We start from the raw sequence: 20491 nt of genomic DNA on the forward strand, positions 1-20491 counted from the left end.
CACCGCGACGACTTCACTCACCCGGTCCGGTGGCAACAACTCGCGCTTGCTGCCCTTGTGCCCGGGCTGGCCCCCGGGCTTCCGGCCGGTCGGCTCCGACTTCCTCGGCAGCGTACCGGGCGGGTCCGAAGAGGGAGGCTTCGAGGAGTTGCGCGAGGTGCTTCGCAGCCGCGCCTCCAACTCCGCGATGCGGACGTCCTGCTCCACGATTCGCGCGAGCGCCGCACTCAGCAGTCGCTCCAGTTCAGCGATTCGCGCATCTCTCGGGTCGGGCGTGGCCACGTCCCTGTATTTCTAATCCGTCCTCGGTCCACGTCGAGCGGGGTGAGGCCCACCGTTCGCAGCCCAACTGGCCCCTCAGGCGTGCACCACCCCGTGAACGCTTACGCCGTGCTTACCTTTCCCCTTCGAGGGGAGCCACACGAAGTGCGGGGGAGCCGCCGAAGCGGGTGCCGCTCACTCCACGCCGCCGATGGACGAGGAATCACCAAGCGGAGGTCCTCGACTCCAACCTACCTGAGGTTGCGCTAATGTCTGCCCGTTGTGGCTGCCACCACCATTGCTGCTGCACACCAATATGCCTTCTGAGCTCACTATTTTTCCTACTGGGGCGTCAACGGAGGAAGAATTCATTGCGCAGTGCGAAGCGGACTATGTGTCCGCTGAAGTCACGACCGTCGCTCACTCGATTTCCGGTAGGCCGCCGTTTACCCATTTGCTTGGAGTAGTGGAGTTGCTCCATGGCGGACTTGAGGCGAATCCCCTAATTGGCCGCAGTCCGTCTGCTGGAGGGTATCCTCGACGCTGCGATCTCGGAAAACGTGGAGGAAAACTCTTCGTCCAACGCTGGGTACTTGAGGTCCGAGCCGGTCTACTCTGGTACAGTCAATGCAGAGCGGGGTCTATGAGCGTTCCGGGAACCGATAAGCCGGTTCAGCTTGGACAGCTTGCGAGTGACCCACCTTGGCCTCACTTTGTGGTGGAGGCAGAGAACTTCTGGCGCTACTCCGAATTCTGGGGGCACCGGCCAGGGAATTCGCGCTGGCATCGTTTGCTGTCATCTAGTCCGGTCGACGTCACCTCTGGTTGGGAGCTCGATGAATTCAGGCGGGCGCGTGAGTGGATGTCATCCGAGGTGCATATCGATCTTTTCTCGCGGTCGGTCCTTCTTGGATCTTGCCACCTTCGTCTTCCCAATCCGGTCTACCGCAAGCTCGACAGCCATATCGGCGCTGACAGGAAGAGCATTACTTTCGACCTCGTTCCTTACCCGAACAGAGCTTCTGAGGAATTGGAACTGACCTTCTGGAATCGCCGCGCGTGGGGATGTTCTGAAGTTCGCCGCTTAGTCCTCCGTGCAGGCAAAAATCTGCTGCGTATCCCTGAGGGCGTTGAACAGGCCACTCATGCTGTCACCTCTCCGACACGGGGGATTCTTGAACAGTCAGGTCCATACATCTTCCTCGAGACAATTCGAAGTGAAATCAGGTACGCGACCGAGCGTCGGCTCGTGGATGGCGTGCCTAAGGCAGATGGCACCGCGTCGCAAAGCTACACGATAGATGTCTCTGGACACGAGCAAGTCATCAGCGTTGGCGAGCCACAATCCAACGAGACACTCGGACGACTGAGGGCTGATGAAGCCGAGCAGCAGGTGGAAAAGGCGTGGTCGCAGCTTGCCATTCAGTGGTTCGACGAAAATGAGAGGGCAGGAACGCATGCCATCCGAGACATCATTGGGATGGCGCATGAGCGGATTGACTTCCTCGACCCATACTTCGGGCAGAGTGACTTGCGAAGCTTTGCGCTCGCAACCACTCGGCACGGCCTGCCCGTTCGGATCCTCACCTCCGCAGATTTCTGCACGAAGAAAGACCCTGGAGTGAGCATGGAGAATGGCGACGCTCTCCTGCATGAACTCGCATCGATTAGAGCGCAGGACCCGCGACTCGCAATTGAAATCAAAGTCATGGCGGGTGCGAAATCGCCAGTTCATGACCGTTTCCTTGTCGTGGATGACGCTGTCTGGGTCATCGGCGCGTCGCTTAACGAGTTTGGAAGTCGAGGTACGCTGATATTGCGCCTCCCACCACCGGCGATGCGCGGACCGGGCGGAGCCCCTTCATTTTCTTTCTCGAAAGATGTGTTTGATGCCCACTGGGGCCGACCGGAGGCGCTGAGCACTCCGCTGCAGGAGTGGGTCGCGCAGCGCGGCCTCCGTCGGACTGGTCCTCAGGTCCGTGCAGTCCGTAGAACTGTCGCGGAGCGACTTCGAGAGACCCAGAAAATTATCGCTGACGGTTTGCGCCGTATTGGGGAGGTATGGCGTGCGTGACCCTCGATTTGCGTTCACAGAGACGACGGCCGACACACAGGCACAAGTTGAGACTTCGCGTCTACTCGGCACCGCCGAAGAACGACACGACCTCGAAGTCATCCTCCAGGATTGGTGGCTCGAGGCAATCGCGAGACCCGGCGCTGACAAGGATTCCGCTACCACTGAGGCGGAGTGCCTTCGGCGCAAGTGCGGCTCCTTACTAAGAGAGAAAGTGGAACTCGGGGTGTTCGCTTGCTCGGCGCTTGTCGCACGCGGTGACGGGCCTGAGTACCATGCAGGCGCATTCATGCTCGGGACTGCTGCCGCTACCGCCCTGCGGAGCGAGACGAACAGTGATGATCGGTTCGATCGGGTTGTGAGTGTGCTTCTCCGCGCGAACTGTTGGTCGGCGATCGAAGTCATGTTGAATGCTCTTGACCAAGAGCCGCGCTGGCCCGCTGACCCGGGCAGACTCTCGCACCTCCCGAATACGCTTGATGAGCTTGTCGGCAAAAAAGGCCGCAGGGTACCGGATGACGTCCTGATCGCTGACGAGAAGGCAGCTCGCGCGCGCGGTATTTTGAACTATCTCTGGGGTCGCCATCACGAGGGAGTTGTTTTGAACCAGCGTGTGTGGTGCCGGCTCTCGCTGTTGGCGCGACGAGATTGGGGCCAGCTTGCTGCGGCGGCAGAGACTCTCCCGGTCCGGGAACTCCGTGAGGATCTCTGGTCACGCCTCCATATCTTCGAGGACAGGGAGGCGATTCTCGCGCTCCTTCGTTCCTCTGCCCCTGTATTCAAGGACGGCACGTGGACCGGGTCTACCGTCGCGCTCTCCATGCTTGAGAACGCTGTGACTCACGCAGATCAATTGCGCCTCCGGGTGCAGCAGAGTGGGTGGAGAACACTTACCTCCGAACACGCTCCTTATGCGGAACTCACACGCCTCGAAAAAGAGGAACTCCCGAGCTGGTTCGGGCAGGTTGCGAATGTCTTGCAAGGGCGGATCGACGGAAGACTACTGATGCTGTTCTTCGCGTCGTGGCTGGTGGAAGAAGCATTGCGACCTGGATCGGCACACAACCGCTGGTCATCAGTGGGGCTTGTCATCTCTGCGATGGCCAAGTTGTTGCAGCCAAGTCCGACTGCCCGTGAGATGAAGGAGGGGGCGCAGATTAGTCTTCCGAAGAGTGTGGAGGATAGGAGGTCTGCCGTTGCCCTCGTAACTGGTGCGATCCTCGGCGGAGATGAGAAGGCGCGTTGGAGTGAGTACCGTTTACTGCTGTTGGCGAACGACGAGAGTCTATGCTGGCATGCACGGCAATGGAAAAAAGCATGCTGTTATGATGCTCTCGCCAAGGTTTTGGACACGCTGCCTCAGCCTTTTGAAGAGTGGATGTCTGCTTGGAGTTCTATATTCGTGACAGATCGAGAGCGTGCTCGCTTTGACCTCACCAGTCAGAATGCGCTGTTGCCAAGTGTCCATTTAGTTCGCGTTGGTGTAGCGTTACTTCGACGCTCTCCTGGACGCGACGGCTCTCGATCATTTTATCCCGCATTGCGCGGACATATTCGGAGTCTTGTCGAGAATGACGCTCGCCAGGTGAGCCCCCTTGCTGACGGATTTGTTACAGAGGCGCTCGATGTTGCACCCGCTGTGCTTGGGGACATGCTGTCCGATGCTCTCGCCGTCGAACGCCCGAGTTTGAGGACGTCCAAGATGCAGATCTATGCAGTCGGCACGTTGCTTGAGGGCGGCGCACGTCTAGAGGTGATTGAGGCGGCGCTCGAAATACAAACATTTCAGTTAGTCGAAGTAGTTCGTGCGATGGAAAGCAACGGCGATTTAGATAACTTGATTCGGCCGTACTGCCAGTTGATCCGCGGCGCATATGAGGGAAGGGGGCCCAGTTGAGAGGGGAGGGAGGGTGCAGAGGGGCCGAGGAGGGCCGCAGCCGGGGCCGCCCGAGCGATGCTCCCGGCCGGTGGACAGGCCGCGCGAGCCCCTTGGGGCACACGCCTGCCCATGCCGCGCGCCCATCAGGTGCGTGGCAAGAGCCTGGGCCTGTTGGCGCCTCTTGAGCCTCAACACCACACGGCCTGGGGTGGCCCTCGTGCCGGGGCCCACCTCGCACATGCCGCGGGCAAGCCCAGGACGTGTGTTCGTGACGCTTGGAAAGGAGCGGAGTCACACGCGGGGGAATTCGCGCCCCACCCGCGTGGCGAGCCACGCCATCGGCAGGTAGGCCCCCACGATGTCGATCACGATGAACCACGTCGGTGCGGGAATCATGAAGCTCGCCGCGATGCCGCCGGCCAGGAAGAGCGTGCCGACCGCGAACGCGAAGACCCTGCGACGACTCCCCGCGATGAGGAACGCGACCAGTGCTCCGGCGAGCGTGCCGAGCGCATGAGCCAGGAACGGAAACACGAAGTGCTTTGGCTCGAACAGGTGAATCGAAGCGGCGAGGTTTGCGGAGTTGGAGGCAACGACACCGGCGGGGGCGGGAATCACCCGCGGGCCGAGCGTCACGAGCGCCATGTTGACGACAGAGCCCACGGCAAAGCCGATGATGACCGCGAGGATGTTGCGAACGATTTTCATGGGGGGCCGCGCAGTGTGACGCGCCTCTGCGCGGCCGTCCCTCTGCCCGTGGCTACGGTGTTGTCGTACAGGCGTACGGCGTCCAGGCGGAGGCGCCTGCCGCGTTCTGGGAGCGGATGGCGAAGCACATGTACGTGCCAGACGCGAGGCCGCCCCAGGTATACGTGGTGGTGTTGGCGCCGAGGTTCCGCGTGGTGACACCGTTGGTCATCTGGAACTCGGTCTCGTTGCCAGAGGTGTCCGTCCAGTTCACCCGGATGCTGGAGCTGCTGATGGCGGTGGCCGTCTGGTTCGTCGGCATGGCGGGCACCGCGGGCGTGGTGGTGCGGGCGTACGGCGTCCATTCGGAGGTACCCGTGGCGCTGTAGGCGCGGATGGCGAAGCACATATAGGTGTTGGGCGACAGGCCCGTCCACGTGTGGGTGGTGGTGTTGGTGCCTACGCTTACGGTCGTGACACCGTTGGTGATCTGGAACCCGGTTTCATTGCTGGACTTGTCGGTCCAGTTGACCCGGATGCTGTTGCCATTGAGCGCGGTCGCGGTCTGACCGGTCGGCGCCGCCGGAACGGTGAAGAAGGCGCTCTTGTTCGCGGCGAGGGAGTTCCGGTCGTAGTCGTTCAGACCGATGGTCGGATAGTCCCACCAGAAGCCCATCACGGAGGTCTCCATCCCCCAGCCCACGCTATCGGGGTGGGGAAGTCCGAAGCCGTGGCCGAGCTCGTGAGCGACGGCGCCGGTCTGCTTGCGCTGGCCGGACCACCAGTATGCGCCCTCGGCCACGTGGCCCTGGAGGCTGTCGATGGCCCAGTCGCCGACGATGGCCTGGCCGCCGTTGCCGCCGGTATACCCACGGCCTCCAGCGAAGCCGCCGGCGCCCTTGAAGAAGATCATCGTGACGTAGCCGCTCTCATTCTGCGCCGGAGGGGTAGGGAATCCGCGCGAGTGCAGCTCCGCCATGACGGCCCCCTCCATGTTGCCCGTGATGGTGATGACCCCGTCGTCGTAGATGTTCCCCGGACCCCACGAGATGCCGTACGCCTCCTTGGTGCCGTTGGCCTGAACCACCTGCACTGGGTTCCGCACGAAGGTCGCCCCGTTGTTGTGGGCCGCATAGAAGCGCTGGATGTCGGCCATCGCGTTGTTGATGGCGGTGGCCTCTGCCTGCACCTCGGCGCTGCTCACGCTCCAGTCGGTGGGCACGAACAATACCGGCACCACCGAGTAGTCCGGCCAGGGATACGGAAACGTCGGGCTGGCCGTCGCGACTCCTGGCCCCAGCGCGCCGGAGAGGAGGAGGGCCGCCCAGAGGATGCTGAGATATCGATTCATGAGACGCTCCTGAAGCAGGATTGCCCCGGTCAGGGATTCGAGCCGAGGAGGGGATGGCGCGTGGGAGTGTAAGCCGCGCATGTGTTGCCCGATAGAATGCCTGGGGGGCGGGGCGGCCCTGCTGCTGGTGGTAGTTTACAATGGCAGTGCGATTGTTCGGTGAACCCATACTGCTCGGGGGCTCCGGGCTCGGAAGCTTTCGCCTGTCGAGGTGGCTTTCGACCTGTCAATGACCCCGCCGGCCTCGCGCGGCTTGCGACTCGGGCGGAGCTGATGCGCCCGGGCACCGGCGAGTCCGCGTTCGGAGGACCGGGCTTCGGCGGCATCGGGATGGGGACCTGCTCGCTGGAAGCGTGCTCACGAGCCCCGCAGGCATCACGATGGGCAGCACATGCGAGTGCAGGCGGTTGAAGTGCCGTACACAGACGCATTCAAGACGCAGAAGGTGAGTGGCAGGAGCCTGGGCCTGTTGACTGTCTTGAGCCTCAACACCACAAGACTTGGGGTGGCCCTCGTGCCGGGGCCAACCTCGCACATGTCGTGGGCAAGCCCAGGTACTCCAGAGTAGCCCGCCCCCCCCGGGGGCCCTTCACTTACGCCAAGACCCTTGAGCCTGCTTCCACACCTCACGCAGGCGAACAGGTCGGAGTCGAACGTTCTCCTACCTCGCGGTACTGCCGAATCCGAGGCTGAGCACCGAGGAATACAGACTGGAAAGCGATGCCGCCTTCGCGGACTTGGAGACTTTCCTGGCTGCGATCGGATCGCCATTTCCCTCAGGAAGGTGAGGGCGGCTCGGACGTCCACCGAGCAGGCTGTTCGCTTGGCGGGCTCAGTGCTCCTGCCCGACGACGCAGGCCCGCGTCACCGAGAACGGAACGACAGGGCGTGGAGGTTCCGCCAGTCGCCCATGTGCCGGACGGGCGCGAAAGAGGGCGGTACGGGGTGGGAATCGGGACAGGTGAACGGCTCGAAGCCTAGTTGACCACCCAGATCAGCTCCTGCTTTGCACGCGTAATCGCAACATACTCGATATTGCATTCTTCCGTCCCGATTCGGCTGAACGTGTCCTTGAGGAGAAACACCCTCTCGCGCTCCAACCCCTTGGCCTTGTGGACGGAACTGCAAATGATGAGAGGCTGGGCGCTTTCGGCGACATCGTCGAAGAGGTTCTCGATGCGGGCCTCCAGCTCCTTCGTCGTGAGGAGGTCCTCGCTGAGCGCCAGGAGCATTCCGGCCTGGTCTGCGATGCGCTCGATGACCGGCTCTGGGTCCTTCGCCGCCAAGCGAGCGCGCTGCGCCTCGCGCTCTTCCCATGCTGCGAGCTTGGAGAGGAAGCTCTCGATGGTCGTCCCGCCGAGCTTCTTGACGATGGTCAGGAGGCTGCGCCCGATGTCCTTCCCCTCGACCTTCGCCCTCTTGCCCCGCTTGAGGAGCTTGATGCACGTCGAGACAAGCGGCGCGTTCTTGCGGCTGAGGATGAAGCATCCGGGCGTGGCTTCCTCGACCAGCTTCGAATCCGACACGTCGCGAACGATGCCTGCGGGGGCGGTGTCTGCTGCCTTGTAATCAGGCACAAGCTGCTGGGCGAGGGCCACTATTTTCTTCGGGCAGCGGTAGGTCGTCGTGAGGAAAAACTCGACCGCGCTCAACTCGCGCTTGAGCCGGTCAATGCTCTTCGAGTCGGCACCGCGGAACCCGTAGATTGCCTGTCGGTCATCGCCCACGACCACCGTGCGCCCACCCTTGCGGACCAGTTTCTGGGCAAGCAGGAGCTGGGTCAGGTTCATGTCCTGCGCCTCATCGATCACCACGAGGTCGTACCTCGGATGGATCATCTTCATCGCCACGGGGGCGAAAATCATGTCGTCGAAGTCCACGGTGCCGTCGCGCTGAGTGGCAAGCTGCATGGCTTCGTGCGTGCACCGGGCGACCGTCTCGGTGTCCCAGCCGCGCTCCCTCCATTCCGCGTCGGGTTCGACTTCGAACTGGATCGCCAACTCGACCAGGTCGGCTATGGAGCCGAACGGAGCGACGTTCTTGCCGAACGAAGCGAGCTTCCTGACGAGCTTGACCATCGGGTCGGGACTGTTGTTCCCGGCTGCCCGGCGGGCGAGAGTCAACCCCCGGTCCTTATCGAGCGCAGTGCCCTTCCAGTACGTCTTCACCGCAGCGAAGCCGAGCGCATGCAGGGTCTTCGCCGTGGCGGCGGGGTTCTTCAGCTTCGTCACCAACTCGTCCGCGATTCGCTTGTTGAACGCTGCAAGCACGATGTTCTTCTCGGGTGCGTAGGTGATGCCCTCCAGGATGGTGGTGGTCTTGCCCGTGCCCGCCCTCGCGCGAACGACCGCGTTGCCCGTCCCCGTGGCAAAGAAGTCGAAGATGGCCTTCTGCTGAACCGACCATTGTGTCCCCGCCTGAGCCTCCGAAAGGGAGGGCTGTCCTGGCTGCTGTTCGCCCGCCCGGGACGCAGGCACCTCTGGCACTACAGCTTGCGGAGGAGCCAGAGGAGGTACGGGGGCGGCGATGGGGGCTGCCTTCACGGGGCTCTTGTCGAGCTGTCCCTGGGCGAGACGCTGTGGAGTCTCACCGTGGACGTCGGCGGCGCCGATACAGAGGTCGATAGTTTGGCGCTTGCGATTGATGGGGACGGCTGCCTTGGGGGCCTCTGGTAGAGGGTCGGAGCGCTTGAGCCCGCCGTAAGTGACCCAGATGACGAGCAGCTGCACGGCGATGAGCGGCGGCCAGAACAGGTTGATGACCGTCAGCGCCGTCCAGATCAGCGCGGCCCCTTGCAAGTGCCTTGGTGAGATGAGGCGAACCAGGACCAACGTGACCACGATCGCCAACTGGTACCCGAGCACCGCCATCGGCCACTCCCGTTTCGCCCGCCAACGTGGGTGGGAGGAGGGTAGCACCGCAGGCGCCCTCATCTGAGCCGTGCGGGGCGAGTGAGGCAGCCTGTTTTGAGCACGGGGCTGGCCATATGGGAGTAATCCGACTGCCAGGCCGGCCCTGGTGGATGCGCTGCGGAACTCTTGGCGCATAAGAGGGAAGGGGCGCTGTTGAGGGGAGGGAGGATGCAGAGGGGCTAAGGAGGGCCGCTGACGGGGCCGCCCGAGCGAAGCTCCCGGCCGGTGGACAGGCCGGGCGCGCCCCCTTGGGGCGCACGCCTGCCCAGGCCGCGCGCGCATCAGGTGCGTGGCAGGCGCCTGGGCCTGTTGGCTGTCTTGAGCCTCAACACCACACGGCTTGGGGGTGGCCCTCGTGCCGGGGCCAATCTCGCACATGCCGAGGGCAAGCCCAGGTGCTTCAGAATCGCCCGCATCCCGGGAGCTCCTTCACGTGCGCCAAGACCCTTGAGCCTGCCTCCACACCTCACGCAGTAGGCGTGACGCCGGGCCCCATCAATGGCGCCGGGGATGCACGGCCGGGCAGGCGCTTGCCGCCTGTGCAGCCGGGCACCCCACCCGTGCAGTGGGCTGCACACTCGGTGGGGGCGCGGGGCGGCGGCCGGGCCCATCTCCTCGGAATACGGGGGGCTTCCCGGCTGGCCCTGTTGGTGCATTGCTGACACTTCATGTGCCGGGAACGCGCCGCCCCCCTTTTTGACGGCCTTCGCGCCGCCCAGCCCAGCGAGCACGCCCGCTGGCTGGCGGAGCCCGATGAGCCCGCGCTGCGCGAGCTGCTCCACGCGCGCTACGCCGGGAGCTACTCCTACCGCTTCCTCCATGAGCCTGGAGGGGCCTCGCGGCTCTGGCGGGCCGGCGCGCTGCTCAGCCTGGGGGAGTTCGACGCCCAGGGCACGCTCCTCTGGCACACGGGGCTGTGGTGCAAGCCGGGGCGGGACTCCCTGGACTCGGGGCTCTCCCTGGCCCTGCCCAGCCGGCGCACCGCCATGGATCGCTCCGAGCACCAGCGGCTGTGGAGCCACCTCCTGGCGCTGCTCAAGGCGCACGTGGGCTTCATGCACCAGCAGACGTCCACGCTGCACCTCATGGCGCAGCGCTACGCGTCGCGCTTCATGCGGGCCGTGCCGGTGGGCCTCATCGTCGACTACACCGAGGGGGAGAGGCTGGTGGGGGTGGAGGCCTCGGGCCTGCCGATGCAGGCGCTGGCGATGACCACGGTGCTCGCGCCGCTGCCTCCGCGTCGGCGCTTCCTGCCCGCGGGGCCGTGGGGGGAGTGGCTCGCGTCCATCCTCGCCGCCTCGGGCCTGCCGGGGACGGTGGAGCTGACTCCGCTTGCGCGCCGCCCTCGCGCTGGGGGCCTCGTGCCGCGCCCGCTCGACTGGAACGAGTCCCTGCGGCTCGAACGGCGGGAGCTGGTGGGGCCCGCTGGGGAAGGGCAGGGGGCCACGGCGCTCCCGTCCTCGCGGGCGCGCGTGGACCTGGTCCACCTGTCCATGGGCGAGCCCCAGCGGGTGGCCGAGGCCACGCCCGTGCTCCTCGCGGCCGGCTACCTGCCGACGGGCCTCCGCCCGCGCCTGGACGCGCCCGACGACATCGTCTTCCAGCACCTGCCGGCACCGGAGCGGGCGCGCGAGGCGGTGGGGCGGGCGCGGCTGGACGGCGAGGCGGCCCGGGCCCTGTGGAGCGGATGGGTGGAACGATGCGCGCGAACTTCGTAGACACGCTCCTCGCGCGGCTGGACGGCGAGGTGGCCACCATCTGGGCCACGGTGCTGCTGCGCATCGACGCGCGGCCCGACGTGGCGCGGCTGCGCGGGGCCTTGCGCGCCCTGGTGCGCGAGAGCGAGCGCCTCAACGTGGCCTGGGACGACGCGCGCGGTGCGTGGGTGCCCGCGCCGCGCACGGACGAGGCGGTGGACGCGGCCCTGCTGGAAGGCGCCGAGCCGCTGGACGAGCCCGAGGCGGTGACGCGGGTCATCAACACCCGGGTGGACCTCGCGAGGGACGTGCCGCTGCGGCTGCACCTCCACCCCCTGGCGGATGGCGCGCCGGGCCCGTGGCTGCTCGCCATCCAGCTCCACCACGCGATTGGGGACGCCAAGGCGCTCGCCCACCTGCTGGAGCGGCTCTGGCTTCACTGCGCGGGGCGCGCGTCGGAGTCGCCCCCGCTGGGCCCCTCGACGCTGACGGATGGCAAGGTGCTGCTCGCGGCGCTGCGCGGGCCGGGCCGGGTGCTGGGCCTCGCGAGCCCCCGCCGCCGGCTCCTCGCGCAGCGGGGCCTGGGCCTGCGCCGCAGTGGAGACACCGCGGGCCGCTCGTTGATGGCGACGGCGCGCCTGACACTCCCGCCTGGCCGCACGGACGTCCAGGCCTCGGAGGTCTTCTTCGCCGCGCTGCTGGCGGGCGTCGCGCTGCGCGAGCCCACGAAGGACGGGCTCATCCGCCTGCGGGTGCCGGTGGACCTGCGGCGCATGCTGGGCCTGGGGCGGATGCTGGGCAACGGCTGCTCGACGGTGCCGCTGGAGTTTCCCCTGCGGGAGGTCCGCGCCCGGCTGGAGGACGCGCCCGCCCTGGCGGCGCTGGTGCGCGAGGCGCTGCGGCGCGTGCTCGACGAGGGCGTGCACTGGACGACGGCGCTGGAGTGCATGGCGGTGGCGCGGCTCGCTCCGGGGCCCGTGCTGCGGCGCAACGCGCGCCCCGGGCTGGTGGCCGAGCCCCGCACCAACACGCTGGTGGCGACCTACCTGGGGCGGCTCGACAAGCACTTCGTGGACGCGCCCTTCCGCATCCACTCCCTGCGCAGCCACACGCCCACCTGGGGCGCGACGGGCCTGGGCTTTGGCGACACGCTCAACATCAACACGGCGACGTTCGAGGGACTGTGGACCCGAGGCGAGCTGCGCGACTTCACCGAGCAGCTCGCGGGCTGGGCGTCCTCGGGCTTCGGACTTCCGGCGGAGGTGGTCGGATCATGAAGGGGCTTCGCGACGCGCCCGCGCTCTACCTGGGCTTCATCTCGCTGCACCTGCTGCTGGGGCACCTGGGCGCAAGCCTCGTCTACCGCCTGCGCTTCGGCCGCAGCCCGCTGGCCTACCGGAGCACCGGGGCCGACTCCGCCCACACGCGCCTCACGCGGCGCATCAGCGGCGCCTCGCTGGTGTGGGCGGGCTCGGTCGTCGCGGCGGCGCTCTGGCCGCGCTGGTCCGAGCTGCCCTGGGGCCGGCCCCTGCTGGCCCTTCCGCCGGAGGTGGGCTGGGCGCTGGGCGTGCTCGGGCTGGTGGGCATGCTGGCGGCGCAGTACGGCATGGGCGCGACGTTCCGCATCGGCGTGGACGCGGGGGAGGCCCCGCCCGTGCTGCACGAGCGAGGACTCCACCGCTCCTCGCGCAACCCCATCTACGTCTTCTCCTACCTGTACCTCGTGGGCGCCTCGCTCTGGGCTCCGTCGCTGGTGACGCTCGGGGCGTGCGCGGTGCTGGGGGGGCTGTTCCACGGGTTGGTGCTCCACGAGGAGCGCTACCTCTCCGCCCGCCTCGGCGAGGCCTACGCGCGCTACCGCCAGCGCGTCCCCCGCTACCTCTAAAGGCCCCATGCAGCCCACCCTCGCCCCCGTCCGCGCTTCACCCGCTGCCCCCGCCGGGCCGGGCCCCTCCCGCGACGAGTTGGTGGAGCTCTTGCGCATCCGCCCCGCGCGGGCCCTGGGCATGGCGGCCCTCCACCTGGGCGTGTGGGGGCTGGCCGGCGTGGGGCTCGCGCACGTCAGCGGCTTCTGGCTGAAGCTGCCCCTGTGGCTGCTGGGGGCCCAGGGCGTCATGGGGCTCATCCAGCTCGACCACGACGCGTGGCACGACACCCTCTTCCCGAGGCCCTGGCAGAACCGCCTCTTCGGCAACGGGCTCAGCCTGCTCGTGGGCATCGCCTACGAGCCGATGCGGCACGACCACCGCGCGCACCACCGCTGGAACCGCACCGAGAAGGACCCTGACGCCTACAACGCGGGCCGCCGCTCGCCCGGGCTGTGGGCACTCTTCTACGCCACCGTGCTGCTGGGCCTGCCGCTCAGCCTCGTCTACTTCAACGTCCTCTACCCGGTGCAGCACTTCGACGCCGCCCGCCTGCGCCGCCATGCGCTGGTGCTGATGGGCTACGGGGCCTTCTACGCGCTGCTCTTCTGGCTCCTGGCGGTCCACGGGCTCCTCGGGGGCGCGGTGGAGTGCTGGCTGCTGCCGGTGCTCTTCGCCAGCCCCCTCAACGGGCTCAAGTCCATCTCCGACCACCACGCCAACGTCTGGCGCGGCGACCGCTTCCACACCGCGACGACGGTGCGAAGCACCCGGCTCGTCACCTTCCTGTGGAACGGCCTCAACCACCACCTGGACCACCACCTCTACCCGCGGGTGCCCGGCTACAACCTCGCGCGGCTGCACGCGCGCCTGCGCCCCGAGCTGCTCGCGCGCGGGGCCCCCGTCTTCGACAGCTACCTCCACGTCATGTGGCGGGCCCTCCTGGCCGGCCCCATGGTGGTGGAGGAGGACGTGCGACTCGTCACCCTGGAGCGAAAGCGCCCATGAACGCCCTGCGCCGGCTGTACGCGGACATCCGCTACGAGGACGGCCGCTGGCCGCTGACCCGGTGGGACCTCAACCTGCGCTACCTCACCAAGAGCCTCCTGCACCTGCCGGAGCCGCGCTCGGCCGAAACCGGGGAGCACTTCGCGCGAGTCGCCCGGTACCTCGCCTCGGGGAGCTGGCGGCACGCGGGCGCGCCGGAGCTCCGGCTGAGCGCCGTGGGCGACATGATGTGGATTCGCAGCGGCTTCCACCGCGCCCTGTCTCCCGGCGTCCGGGAGGTGATTGCGGGGGACGCGGTGGCCTTCGCGAATCTGGAGACGCCGGTGGACCCGTCGCGGCCCGTGCCCCGGCTCGTCTACGAGACGCTCCACTACAACGCCCCGCCGGACTACCTCGCGACCTGGGAGGGCACGGCGCGCCACCGCGTCTTCTCCCTCTGCAACAACCACGCGCTCGACCAGGGCGCCGAAGGGCTTGCGCGGACCCGGGGGACGGTGCTGGCCTCCTCCCAGCACCGCTGCGTGGGAGGCCCACGGCCGGAGGACGCGGTGGCCGCCCTGGAGGTGGACGGGGTGCGGATGGGCATCGCCGCCGTGACGTATGACATCAACCACCTGGTGGGGGCGCCGCCCGCCGGGGTGCCGGTGACGCGGCTGGGCAGCCCCCTCCACGCGCCGGACTGGGCGCGGCTGGGCGCGCTCATCGACGCCGCTCGCGCGGTGGGGCCGGACCTGGTGGTGCTGATGCCGCACTGGGGCTTCGAGTACGAGTACTGGCCCGAGGCCCTCCAGCGCGAGCACGCCTGCCGGCTCATCGAGCGCGGGGCGGACGTCCTCCTGGGCTCCTCGCCGCATGTCCTCCAGCCGGTGGAGTGGGTGTCCATCGACGGCGCGGACGCCACCTGCCCCACGCAGGTGCGCCGGGGCGGGCCCGCGCGGATGGGGCTCATCGCGTACTCGCTGGGCAACTTCCTGAGCATCATGCCCACGCTGGCGTGCCAGACGGGGGCCGTGCTGAAGCTCGCGCTCGCCCGGGACGCGCGGGGCGTGCTCCAGCCGGTGGATTTGCGCGCGGTGCCCACCGCCTGTGGACGGGGACTCGGTGGGGAGGGGTTCCTCGACGCGGGCGTGGTGCGCCTGGACGAGCTGCCCCGCAAGCGGGCGGAGCCGCACCTCGCGCATGCCCGGCGGACGTTGGGCGCGCTGCTTTCGGAACGGAGGGACTGAGGATGTCGTCGATTGAGGAGCAGTTGGAGGCGCTCACCGTCGGGATGGCGCGGCAGGTCGCGAGCTGGCTGCCGACGGTGACGCCAGAGCGCTACGTGGCGTTCCTCGACATGATGTACCACTACACGCGGCGCAGCGGAGACCGGCTGCGGCTCGCGGCCGAGCGCGCCACGCTCCCCGAGCTGAAGGCCTTCTTCGCGGAGCTGGCGGGGGACGAGCAGTCGCACTACCTGCTGGCCCAGGCGGACCTCGCGGCCTTCGGGCGCGAGCCCTCGTCCGACACGCCTCGCGAGGTGGCCGACTTCCACGCCTTCTGGGAGGGAATCGGACCGGAGCGGCAGCTCGCCTTCCTGGGCGCGCTGCGCGTGCTGGAGGGCGTGGCGGGGCACCTGGGAGGCGAGGCCCGCCAGGGGCTGGGGCGGCTCGGGCTGGAGCGGACGAAGGCGCGCTTCATCCTCGTCCACCTCGACGTGGACCTGGAGCACGGCGCGCGGGCCCAGGCGCTCTGCGCGGCGCTGGGGGCCGGGCACCCGGAGCCGCTGCTCGAAGGGGCCCGGCGGGCCGCCGACTTCTGGGTGGCCATCCACCGCGCGGCGCTGGCCGGTGAGGCGCGGCCCTGAGCGGGCGCCTCGGCGTACGGAGAGGACGCGGCGCTCCTCGTAGACGAGGCGCCGTCATGGGAGGCAGGGACCTCCTCAGGATACGTGGATGGCGACCTTGCCGCGGGCGTGTCCCTCCTCGAGGTACGCGAGGGCCTGGGGCAGCTCCTCGAACGGGTAGGTGCGGTCGATGACGGAGCGCACGGAGCCGTCGGCCAGGCGGTCGCGCAGGTACTCCAGGTCCTCCAGGTTGCTCTTCATCGTCAGGGCGCCCATGCGCTTGCCGCTACCGAGCGAGCGCAGCGGCCCGAGCAGGAGCGCCGCCGCCATCTGCTTTCCCGCTCCGCCCGTCATCACGTAGCGGCCGCCGGGCGCGAGCGCGCGCTCGTAGGCGCTCAGCGAGTGGTAGCCGTTGGCCGCGAGGATGACGTCGTAGCGCTGGCCGTTGCGTGTGAAGTCCTCCTTCGCGTAGTCGATGACCTCGTCGGCTCCGAGCGAGCGGGCCAGGTCCTGGTTGCGGGCGCTGCACACCGCTGTCACCTTCGCGCCCAGCGCCTTGGCGAGCTGCACGGCGAAGGTCCCCACGCCTCCCGAGGCGCCATTCACCAGCACGGACTCGCCCGCCTGGAGGCGACCCTCGCGACGCAGACCCTGCAGCGCCGTCACGCCGGCCAGCGGCGCCGCGGCGGCCTCTTCGAAGCCGAGGCTCGCGGGCTTCGAGGCGAGGACGCCCTCGGGCGCGCAGACGTACTCCGCGAAGGCGCCCCAGTTGCTGCTGCCCAGCTCGCCCATCACTTCATCTCCGGCCTTGAAGCGCGTGACGCCGGAACCTACGGCCTCGACCACGCCGGCCAGGTCGCAGCCGAGCACGTTGTACCTGGGCTTGAAGAGTCCGACCGCGAGCCTCGCGAGGAAGGGGTCGGCGCGCAGGAGGTGCCAGTCGGCCGCGTTGAGCGCGCAGGCCCGCACGCGCACGAGGACCTGGCCTGCGCCCGGTGTAGGGACGGGGCGCTCCTCGTGCTTCAGGACCTGGGGTGAGCCGTACTCGTAGAAGGTGATGGCGCGCATCAAAGGGACGGCTCCAGCGGCAGGGGGCACGAGGCCCGGGAAAGCGAGGAACTTGTTCTGCCTATCACGTGAACAGATCCACCTGGCGCGGCATCGCTCCTTCCAACCGCAGCAGGAACTGCTTGGTCGGCAAGCCGCCGCCGAAACCGGTGAGGCTGCCGTTTGCGCCGATCACGCGATGACAAGGCAGCACGATGGGAATCGGATTGCGCCCATTCGCCGCGCCCACTGCGCGCGTCGCCGTGGGTCTGTCCACGCGCAGCGCGAGTTCGGCGTAGCTGATCGTGCCGCCAAATGGAATGTTGGCGAGTTCCGACCACACCTGGCGCTGGAACTGCGTCCCCAGTGGCGCCAGAGGCAGTTCGAAGCCCCGGCGTTTGCCCGCGAAGTATTCGTCCAGTTGCTTCTGGGTGTCCCGCAGTACCGCGTGGTCGCCTTCATGCCAATCCTCGCTACGACGCATCGGGTGGCGCGGTGCATGGAACTCGATAGTCCGCAGGCCCGCGTCATTGCCGGCAATCAGCAACGCCCCGACCGGGCTTTCGATGTGGCGATAGAACAGTTTGCTTTGCATTACGCGGTCACCTCCATCGAATCCTTCCACAGATGAATCACCGCATAGGCGCGCCAGGGACGCCAGGCTTCCGCCCGCGCGGTCAGCGCCTTCGCGCTCATGCGCGAACCATCATTGGGTACCGCGCGCTGCAGCACCAGGTCGTCGGCGGGGAATGCATCGGGATGGCCCAGTGCGCGCAGCGCGATGTAGTGGGCGGTCCACGGGCCGATGCCGGGCAACGCGACCCATCGCGCCGTGAAATCGTCCAGCGTGCGCTCCGGCTTGAAGTCGACGTGGCCATCCAGAAGCGCGCGCGCCATGGTCCGTACGGTCTGCGCACGCGCGCGTGTCAGGCCGATCGCACCCAGGTCGGCGTCGGCCAGGGCATCGGGCGTGGGGAAGATGTGGTCGAGTCCAGGCGCGAGGGGTGTGGGCAGTGGCTGACCGAAGTGATGCGAAAGTCGCGTCGCCAGTGTGCGTGCGCCGGCGACGCTGATCTGTTGGCCGATGATCGCGCGCACCGCGATCTCGAATCCGTCCCAGCCGCTGGGAACGCGCAGTCCCGCGCGCTGCTTCAGCAACGGACGCAGCCGCGCATCGGCGCCGAGCGCTTCGATGATGGTCCGCGGATCCGCGTCGAGATCGAACATGCGTCGCAGCCGATGGACGATCTCCAGCATCTGCGAAGGGCGCGCGCCGTGCAGTTCGAGCCGCAGGGCATGGTCGTCCGCCAGGCGATGCGATGCGGGCCATTGCGAAACACGCAGCCAGCCCGGCGCATCGCTCGAGCCGATCACTCGCGAGTAACTCGTGGCATCCACCACTTCGACACCGGGCAGCGCGCGCCCGCGCAGGAAATCGAGCATCGCGACGAAGTCGTAGGGTGGGCGATAAACCAGGCGCAGCGTCAAGGTCTCGCCGGGAACTTCGACTCGTTGCTTGCGCAGGTCGCGCGGAGCCATCCGATAGGCTTGGAGGAAGGCGGCGTTGAAGCGGCGCAGGCTGCCGAAACCGGCCGCAAGCGCGACTTCGGTGATCGGCATCGCCGTTTCCGTCAGCAACTGTTTGGCGAACAACAAGCGCCGCGTGCCATGCACCCCCGTTGGCGACACGCCGAGGCGTTCGACGAACAGCCGACGCAATTGGCGTTCGCCGATGTCGACGCGTTCGGCGAGCGCCGACAGTGGCTGTTCGTCGAGAACGCCTTGTTCGATCAGTTTCAAAGCGCGCGCCAACAGCGCATCACCACGACGCCATGCGCCGTCGCCGGGTGACAGTTCCGGGCGACATCGCAGGCAAGGCCGGTAGCCGCCGGCTTCCGCGGCGGCTGCGCTGGCGTAATACGTGAAGCGCTTGGCCGTCGGCGCCGGACAGACGGGGCGGCAATAGATTTTGGTGCTGGTGACCGCGGTAAAAAACAGCCCGTCGAAACGTGGGTCGCGGGTGAGTCGCGCCTGCTCACAGGTGTGCGCGTCAGGGATCGCAGTGGCGTTGGCAAGCGTCGACATAAGTGCAGGCTAGCACCGCGCCGGGAGGCGGACTCGCCGGATTCGGACATCGTCATGAATGTCCGGTTCGTTCAGCGATTTTGTTCAGCCGACGCCGCTCAACCGGTCACTTCAGCGCGCGCATCAGAGGGACGGGGGCGCTGTTGAGAGGGAGGGGCAGAAGGGTGCCGCGGGATTCCTCGAGTGGCTCACCCATCCGCATCTGGGCGGCGTGACGCGGATGCTCGGCGGAGGTGGATTGGGCGCTCGCGTTGGCGGGCGTGTCGCTGCCTGTGCGGAGGCTGGAAATCGTCAGGCGGTATACGCTGGCGACGTGAACGAGGCCCTGCACAGCTACTTGGAGCGCGCGGCGGAGTCCTTCGAGCGGAAGGAGGAGGAAGAGGCCTTCGGCGCGGTGATGGATGCGTGGCGCGAGTGTCGCGCGAGCGAGCTGGTCTTGTTCGCCCAGCAGTTCGAGGCGCGACTCGACTCGACGCATGCGGGGCGGGAGGGGGAGTACGCGCAGGCTCGTCACGCGGCGCGGGACCTGGCTCGCGGGCTGGGGGCGCAGGGGCAGCCGCGCGAGGTGGAGGCGCAGCTCGATGCCCTGCTCGACTGCCTGCCCGACCCCCGGTTCATCCCCGGGTTGCTCGCCATCGCGAGCCTCCCCTCGGCGGAGGAGCCTCAGCGGGTGTCGAGGCTGTGCGCGGCGCTCCGGCACGTGGGGCCGCCCTTCGACGTCGAGCCCCTCGATGGACTGTATGAGCGGATGAGGCCGGAGTCTTGGGCCTCGGCCGCGCGGCTGTCTTTCGTCATCAGCCTGGGGCGTGACTGGGTGCCGCGGGAACTCGACGCGAAGGCGCGGGAGCTGCTCGCGGCGCTGTGGGAGGCCATGCGTGTTCGCGCGGATAAGGAGTCGCGAAACGTCAGCATCCGGGAGCAGTGGTTGCCCCGTGTCTATGCCAACCCCGAGGACGACGACGTGCGGCTGGTGATGGCGGACCAGTTGCTGGAGACGGGCGACCCCCTGGGCGAGTTCATCGCGCTCCAGTGCTCTCCCATTCCGGACGAGAAGCGCATCGACGCGTTGCTCGCGACGCACCTCCGGAGCTGGGAGATGCCGCTAGGTGACCACATCGATAGTGGGGCGACCCGCTTCGAGCGGGGCTTTCCCGTGGCGGTGCGGATGGCGAGGGAGGCGGCCTCCCTGATTCTCCCCGAGCCGGGACCGGCCTGGAGCACGGTGCGGGAGATCGACTGGGCGGCGGTAGCCTGGTCGGTGGTTCATGCGCAGTGGCTCGCGCATCCGCATCTTCGGGGCGTGACGCGGATGCGACGGGTGGAGCTGTACTGGGCCCGGTTGATGGGGCAGCCGCCTTCCGTCAGTCGGCTGGAGCTGTGGGGGTCTGTCGCGATCGAAGCGGTCGGCACGCCCGCGCTGGGGGATGTGTTCGACAGGCTGGCCCTGTGGCCGAACCTGTCGTGGCTGGAGGTGCGCGCCGGGCACGCGTCGGACGTGAGTCTGTGCGCGAGCTCCACGCTGGCGACGAAGCTGGAGCGCTTCGATGTCACCCTTCCGGGCGTCTGGACGCTCACGGTTCGCCCGGGCGACGAGGTGCCCATCGAGGCGATGCTGGTGAGCGCCCGGGCTGTCGAGTCGTTCGCGAGGCTCCTTTCCGCGGCGGAGGGTTTTGGGACTCGGGGCCTGCGGGTGCGCTGTCATCCCGCGGTCGACGCCGCGAGCATCAATGACCTGCGGTGGGCCACGTCTGGCTTCTCCCACGTCGAATGGGTGAGCGTGTCCGCCTTGCTGTAGAATGG

General features: G+C 67.6%; 16 protein-coding genes. 9 read left to right on the top strand and 7 right to left on the bottom strand.

All coding sequences use genetic code 11. The features are described 5' to 3' along the window. Nucleotides 1–282: DUF6444 domain-containing protein (locus tag G4D83_RS09445; protein WP_240356233.1), on the bottom strand; the 282-nt coding region annotated here is incomplete at its 3' end. A 295-nt stretch (nt 283–577) separates the two neighbouring features. Between G4D83_RS09445 and G4D83_RS09450 the strand changes: the two genes are divergently transcribed. Next, a complete protein-coding gene (locus tag G4D83_RS09450) occupies nt 578–2335 on the top strand; it encodes a VPA1262 family N-terminal domain-containing protein (protein WP_240356276.1) in 1758 nt (585 codons plus the stop codon). 403 nt (nt 2336–2738) lie between these two features. After that, on the top strand, nt 2739–4232 hold the full coding sequence (locus G4D83_RS09455) for a hypothetical protein (protein ID WP_163864375.1): 1494 nt from the start codon (nt 2739–2741) through the stop codon (nt 4230–4232). Between the two features lie 273 nt (nt 4233–4505). Here the strand turns inward: G4D83_RS09455 and G4D83_RS09460 are convergent, their stop codons facing one another. The 3 genes from G4D83_RS09460 to G4D83_RS09470 all read right to left on the bottom strand — a co-directional run bounded on the left by G4D83_RS09460 (nt 4506) and on the right by G4D83_RS09470 (nt 9122). Beyond that, a complete protein-coding gene (locus G4D83_RS09460) occupies nt 4506–4922 on the bottom strand; it encodes a hypothetical protein (RefSeq protein WP_163864376.1) in 417 nt (138 codons plus the stop codon). Between the two features lie 52 nt (nt 4923–4974). After that, a complete protein-coding gene (locus G4D83_RS09465) occupies nt 4975–6252 on the bottom strand; it encodes a fibronectin type III domain-containing protein (RefSeq protein ID WP_163864377.1) in 1278 nt (425 codons plus the stop codon). Between the two features lie 977 nt (nt 6253–7229). Further along, nucleotides 7230–9122, bottom strand: a complete 1893-nt coding sequence (locus G4D83_RS09470; RefSeq protein ID WP_163864378.1) for a UvrD-helicase domain-containing protein — start codon at nt 9120–9122, stop codon at nt 7230–7232. Nucleotides 9123–9832: 710 nt separating this feature from the next. Here G4D83_RS09470 and G4D83_RS09475 point away from each other — a divergent pair. The 6 genes from G4D83_RS09475 to G4D83_RS09500 are packed head-to-tail and all read left to right on the top strand — an operon-like array spanning nt 9833 to nt 15580. Continuing rightward, complete coding sequence (locus tag G4D83_RS09475) at nt 9833–10882, top strand: hypothetical protein (protein WP_163864379.1); 1050 nt, start codon at nt 9833–9835, stop codon at nt 10880–10882. Continuing rightward, nucleotides 10864–12138, top strand: a complete 1275-nt coding sequence (locus G4D83_RS09480) for a condensation domain-containing protein (protein WP_163864380.1) — start codon at nt 10864–10866, stop codon at nt 12136–12138. Before G4D83_RS09475 ends, G4D83_RS09480 begins: the two co-directional genes overlap by 19 nt. Beyond that, nucleotides 12135–12746: a methyltransferase family protein gene (locus G4D83_RS09485; RefSeq protein WP_163864381.1), complete on the top strand. Its 612-nt coding sequence runs from the start codon at nt 12135–12137 to the stop codon at nt 12744–12746. The genes G4D83_RS09480 and G4D83_RS09485 overlap by 4 nt, the downstream gene beginning before the upstream one ends. A 7-nt stretch (nt 12747–12753) precedes the next feature. After that, nucleotides 12754–13734, top strand: a complete 981-nt coding sequence (locus tag G4D83_RS09490) for a fatty acid desaturase family protein (protein WP_163864382.1) — start codon at nt 12754–12756, stop codon at nt 13732–13734. Continuing rightward, nucleotides 13731–14960, top strand: a complete 1230-nt coding sequence (locus tag G4D83_RS09495) for a CapA family protein (protein WP_163864383.1) — start codon at nt 13731–13733, stop codon at nt 14958–14960. The genes G4D83_RS09490 and G4D83_RS09495 overlap by 4 nt, the downstream gene beginning before the upstream one ends. Before the next feature lie 2 nt (nt 14961–14962). After that, the gene (locus tag G4D83_RS09500; RefSeq protein ID WP_163864384.1) at nt 14963–15580 is read left to right on the top strand and encodes an iron-containing redox enzyme family protein; all 618 of its coding nucleotides are present in this window, start codon (nt 14963–14965) and stop codon (nt 15578–15580) included. Between the two features lie 75 nt (nt 15581–15655). On the opposite strand, the gene G4D83_RS09505 is transcribed toward G4D83_RS09500, so the two are convergent. The 3 genes from G4D83_RS09505 to G4D83_RS09515 form a co-directional block, all read right to left on the bottom strand. Beyond that, a complete protein-coding gene (locus G4D83_RS09505; protein ID WP_163864385.1) occupies nt 15656–16627 on the bottom strand; it encodes an NAD(P)-dependent alcohol dehydrogenase in 972 nt (323 codons plus the stop codon). A gap of 64 nt (nt 16628–16691) precedes the next feature. Next, nucleotides 16692–17201 (bottom strand): methylated-DNA--[protein]-cysteine S-methyltransferase, encoded by a 510-nt coding sequence (locus G4D83_RS09510; protein ID WP_163864386.1) that lies wholly within the window; start codon nt 17199–17201, stop codon nt 16692–16694. Further along, nucleotides 17201–18691, bottom strand: coding sequence for a DNA-3-methyladenine glycosylase 2 family protein (locus G4D83_RS09515; protein ID WP_163864387.1), 1491 nt, complete (start codon nt 18689–18691; stop codon nt 17201–17203). Before G4D83_RS09515 ends, G4D83_RS09510 begins: the two co-directional genes overlap by 1 nt. Before the next feature lie 313 nt (nt 18692–19004). On the opposite strand from G4D83_RS09515, the gene G4D83_RS09520 reads away from it, so the two are divergent. Further along, nucleotides 19005–20486, top strand: a complete 1482-nt coding sequence (locus G4D83_RS09520; protein WP_163864388.1) for a TIGR02996 domain-containing protein — start codon at nt 19005–19007, stop codon at nt 20484–20486. Nucleotides 20487–20491 lie beyond the last annotated feature (5 nt).

The organism is Myxococcus eversor (genome assembly GCF_010894455.1).
In the GTDB taxonomy this organism is placed as follows: Bacteria; Myxococcota; Myxococcia; order Myxococcales; family Myxococcaceae; genus Myxococcus; species Myxococcus eversor.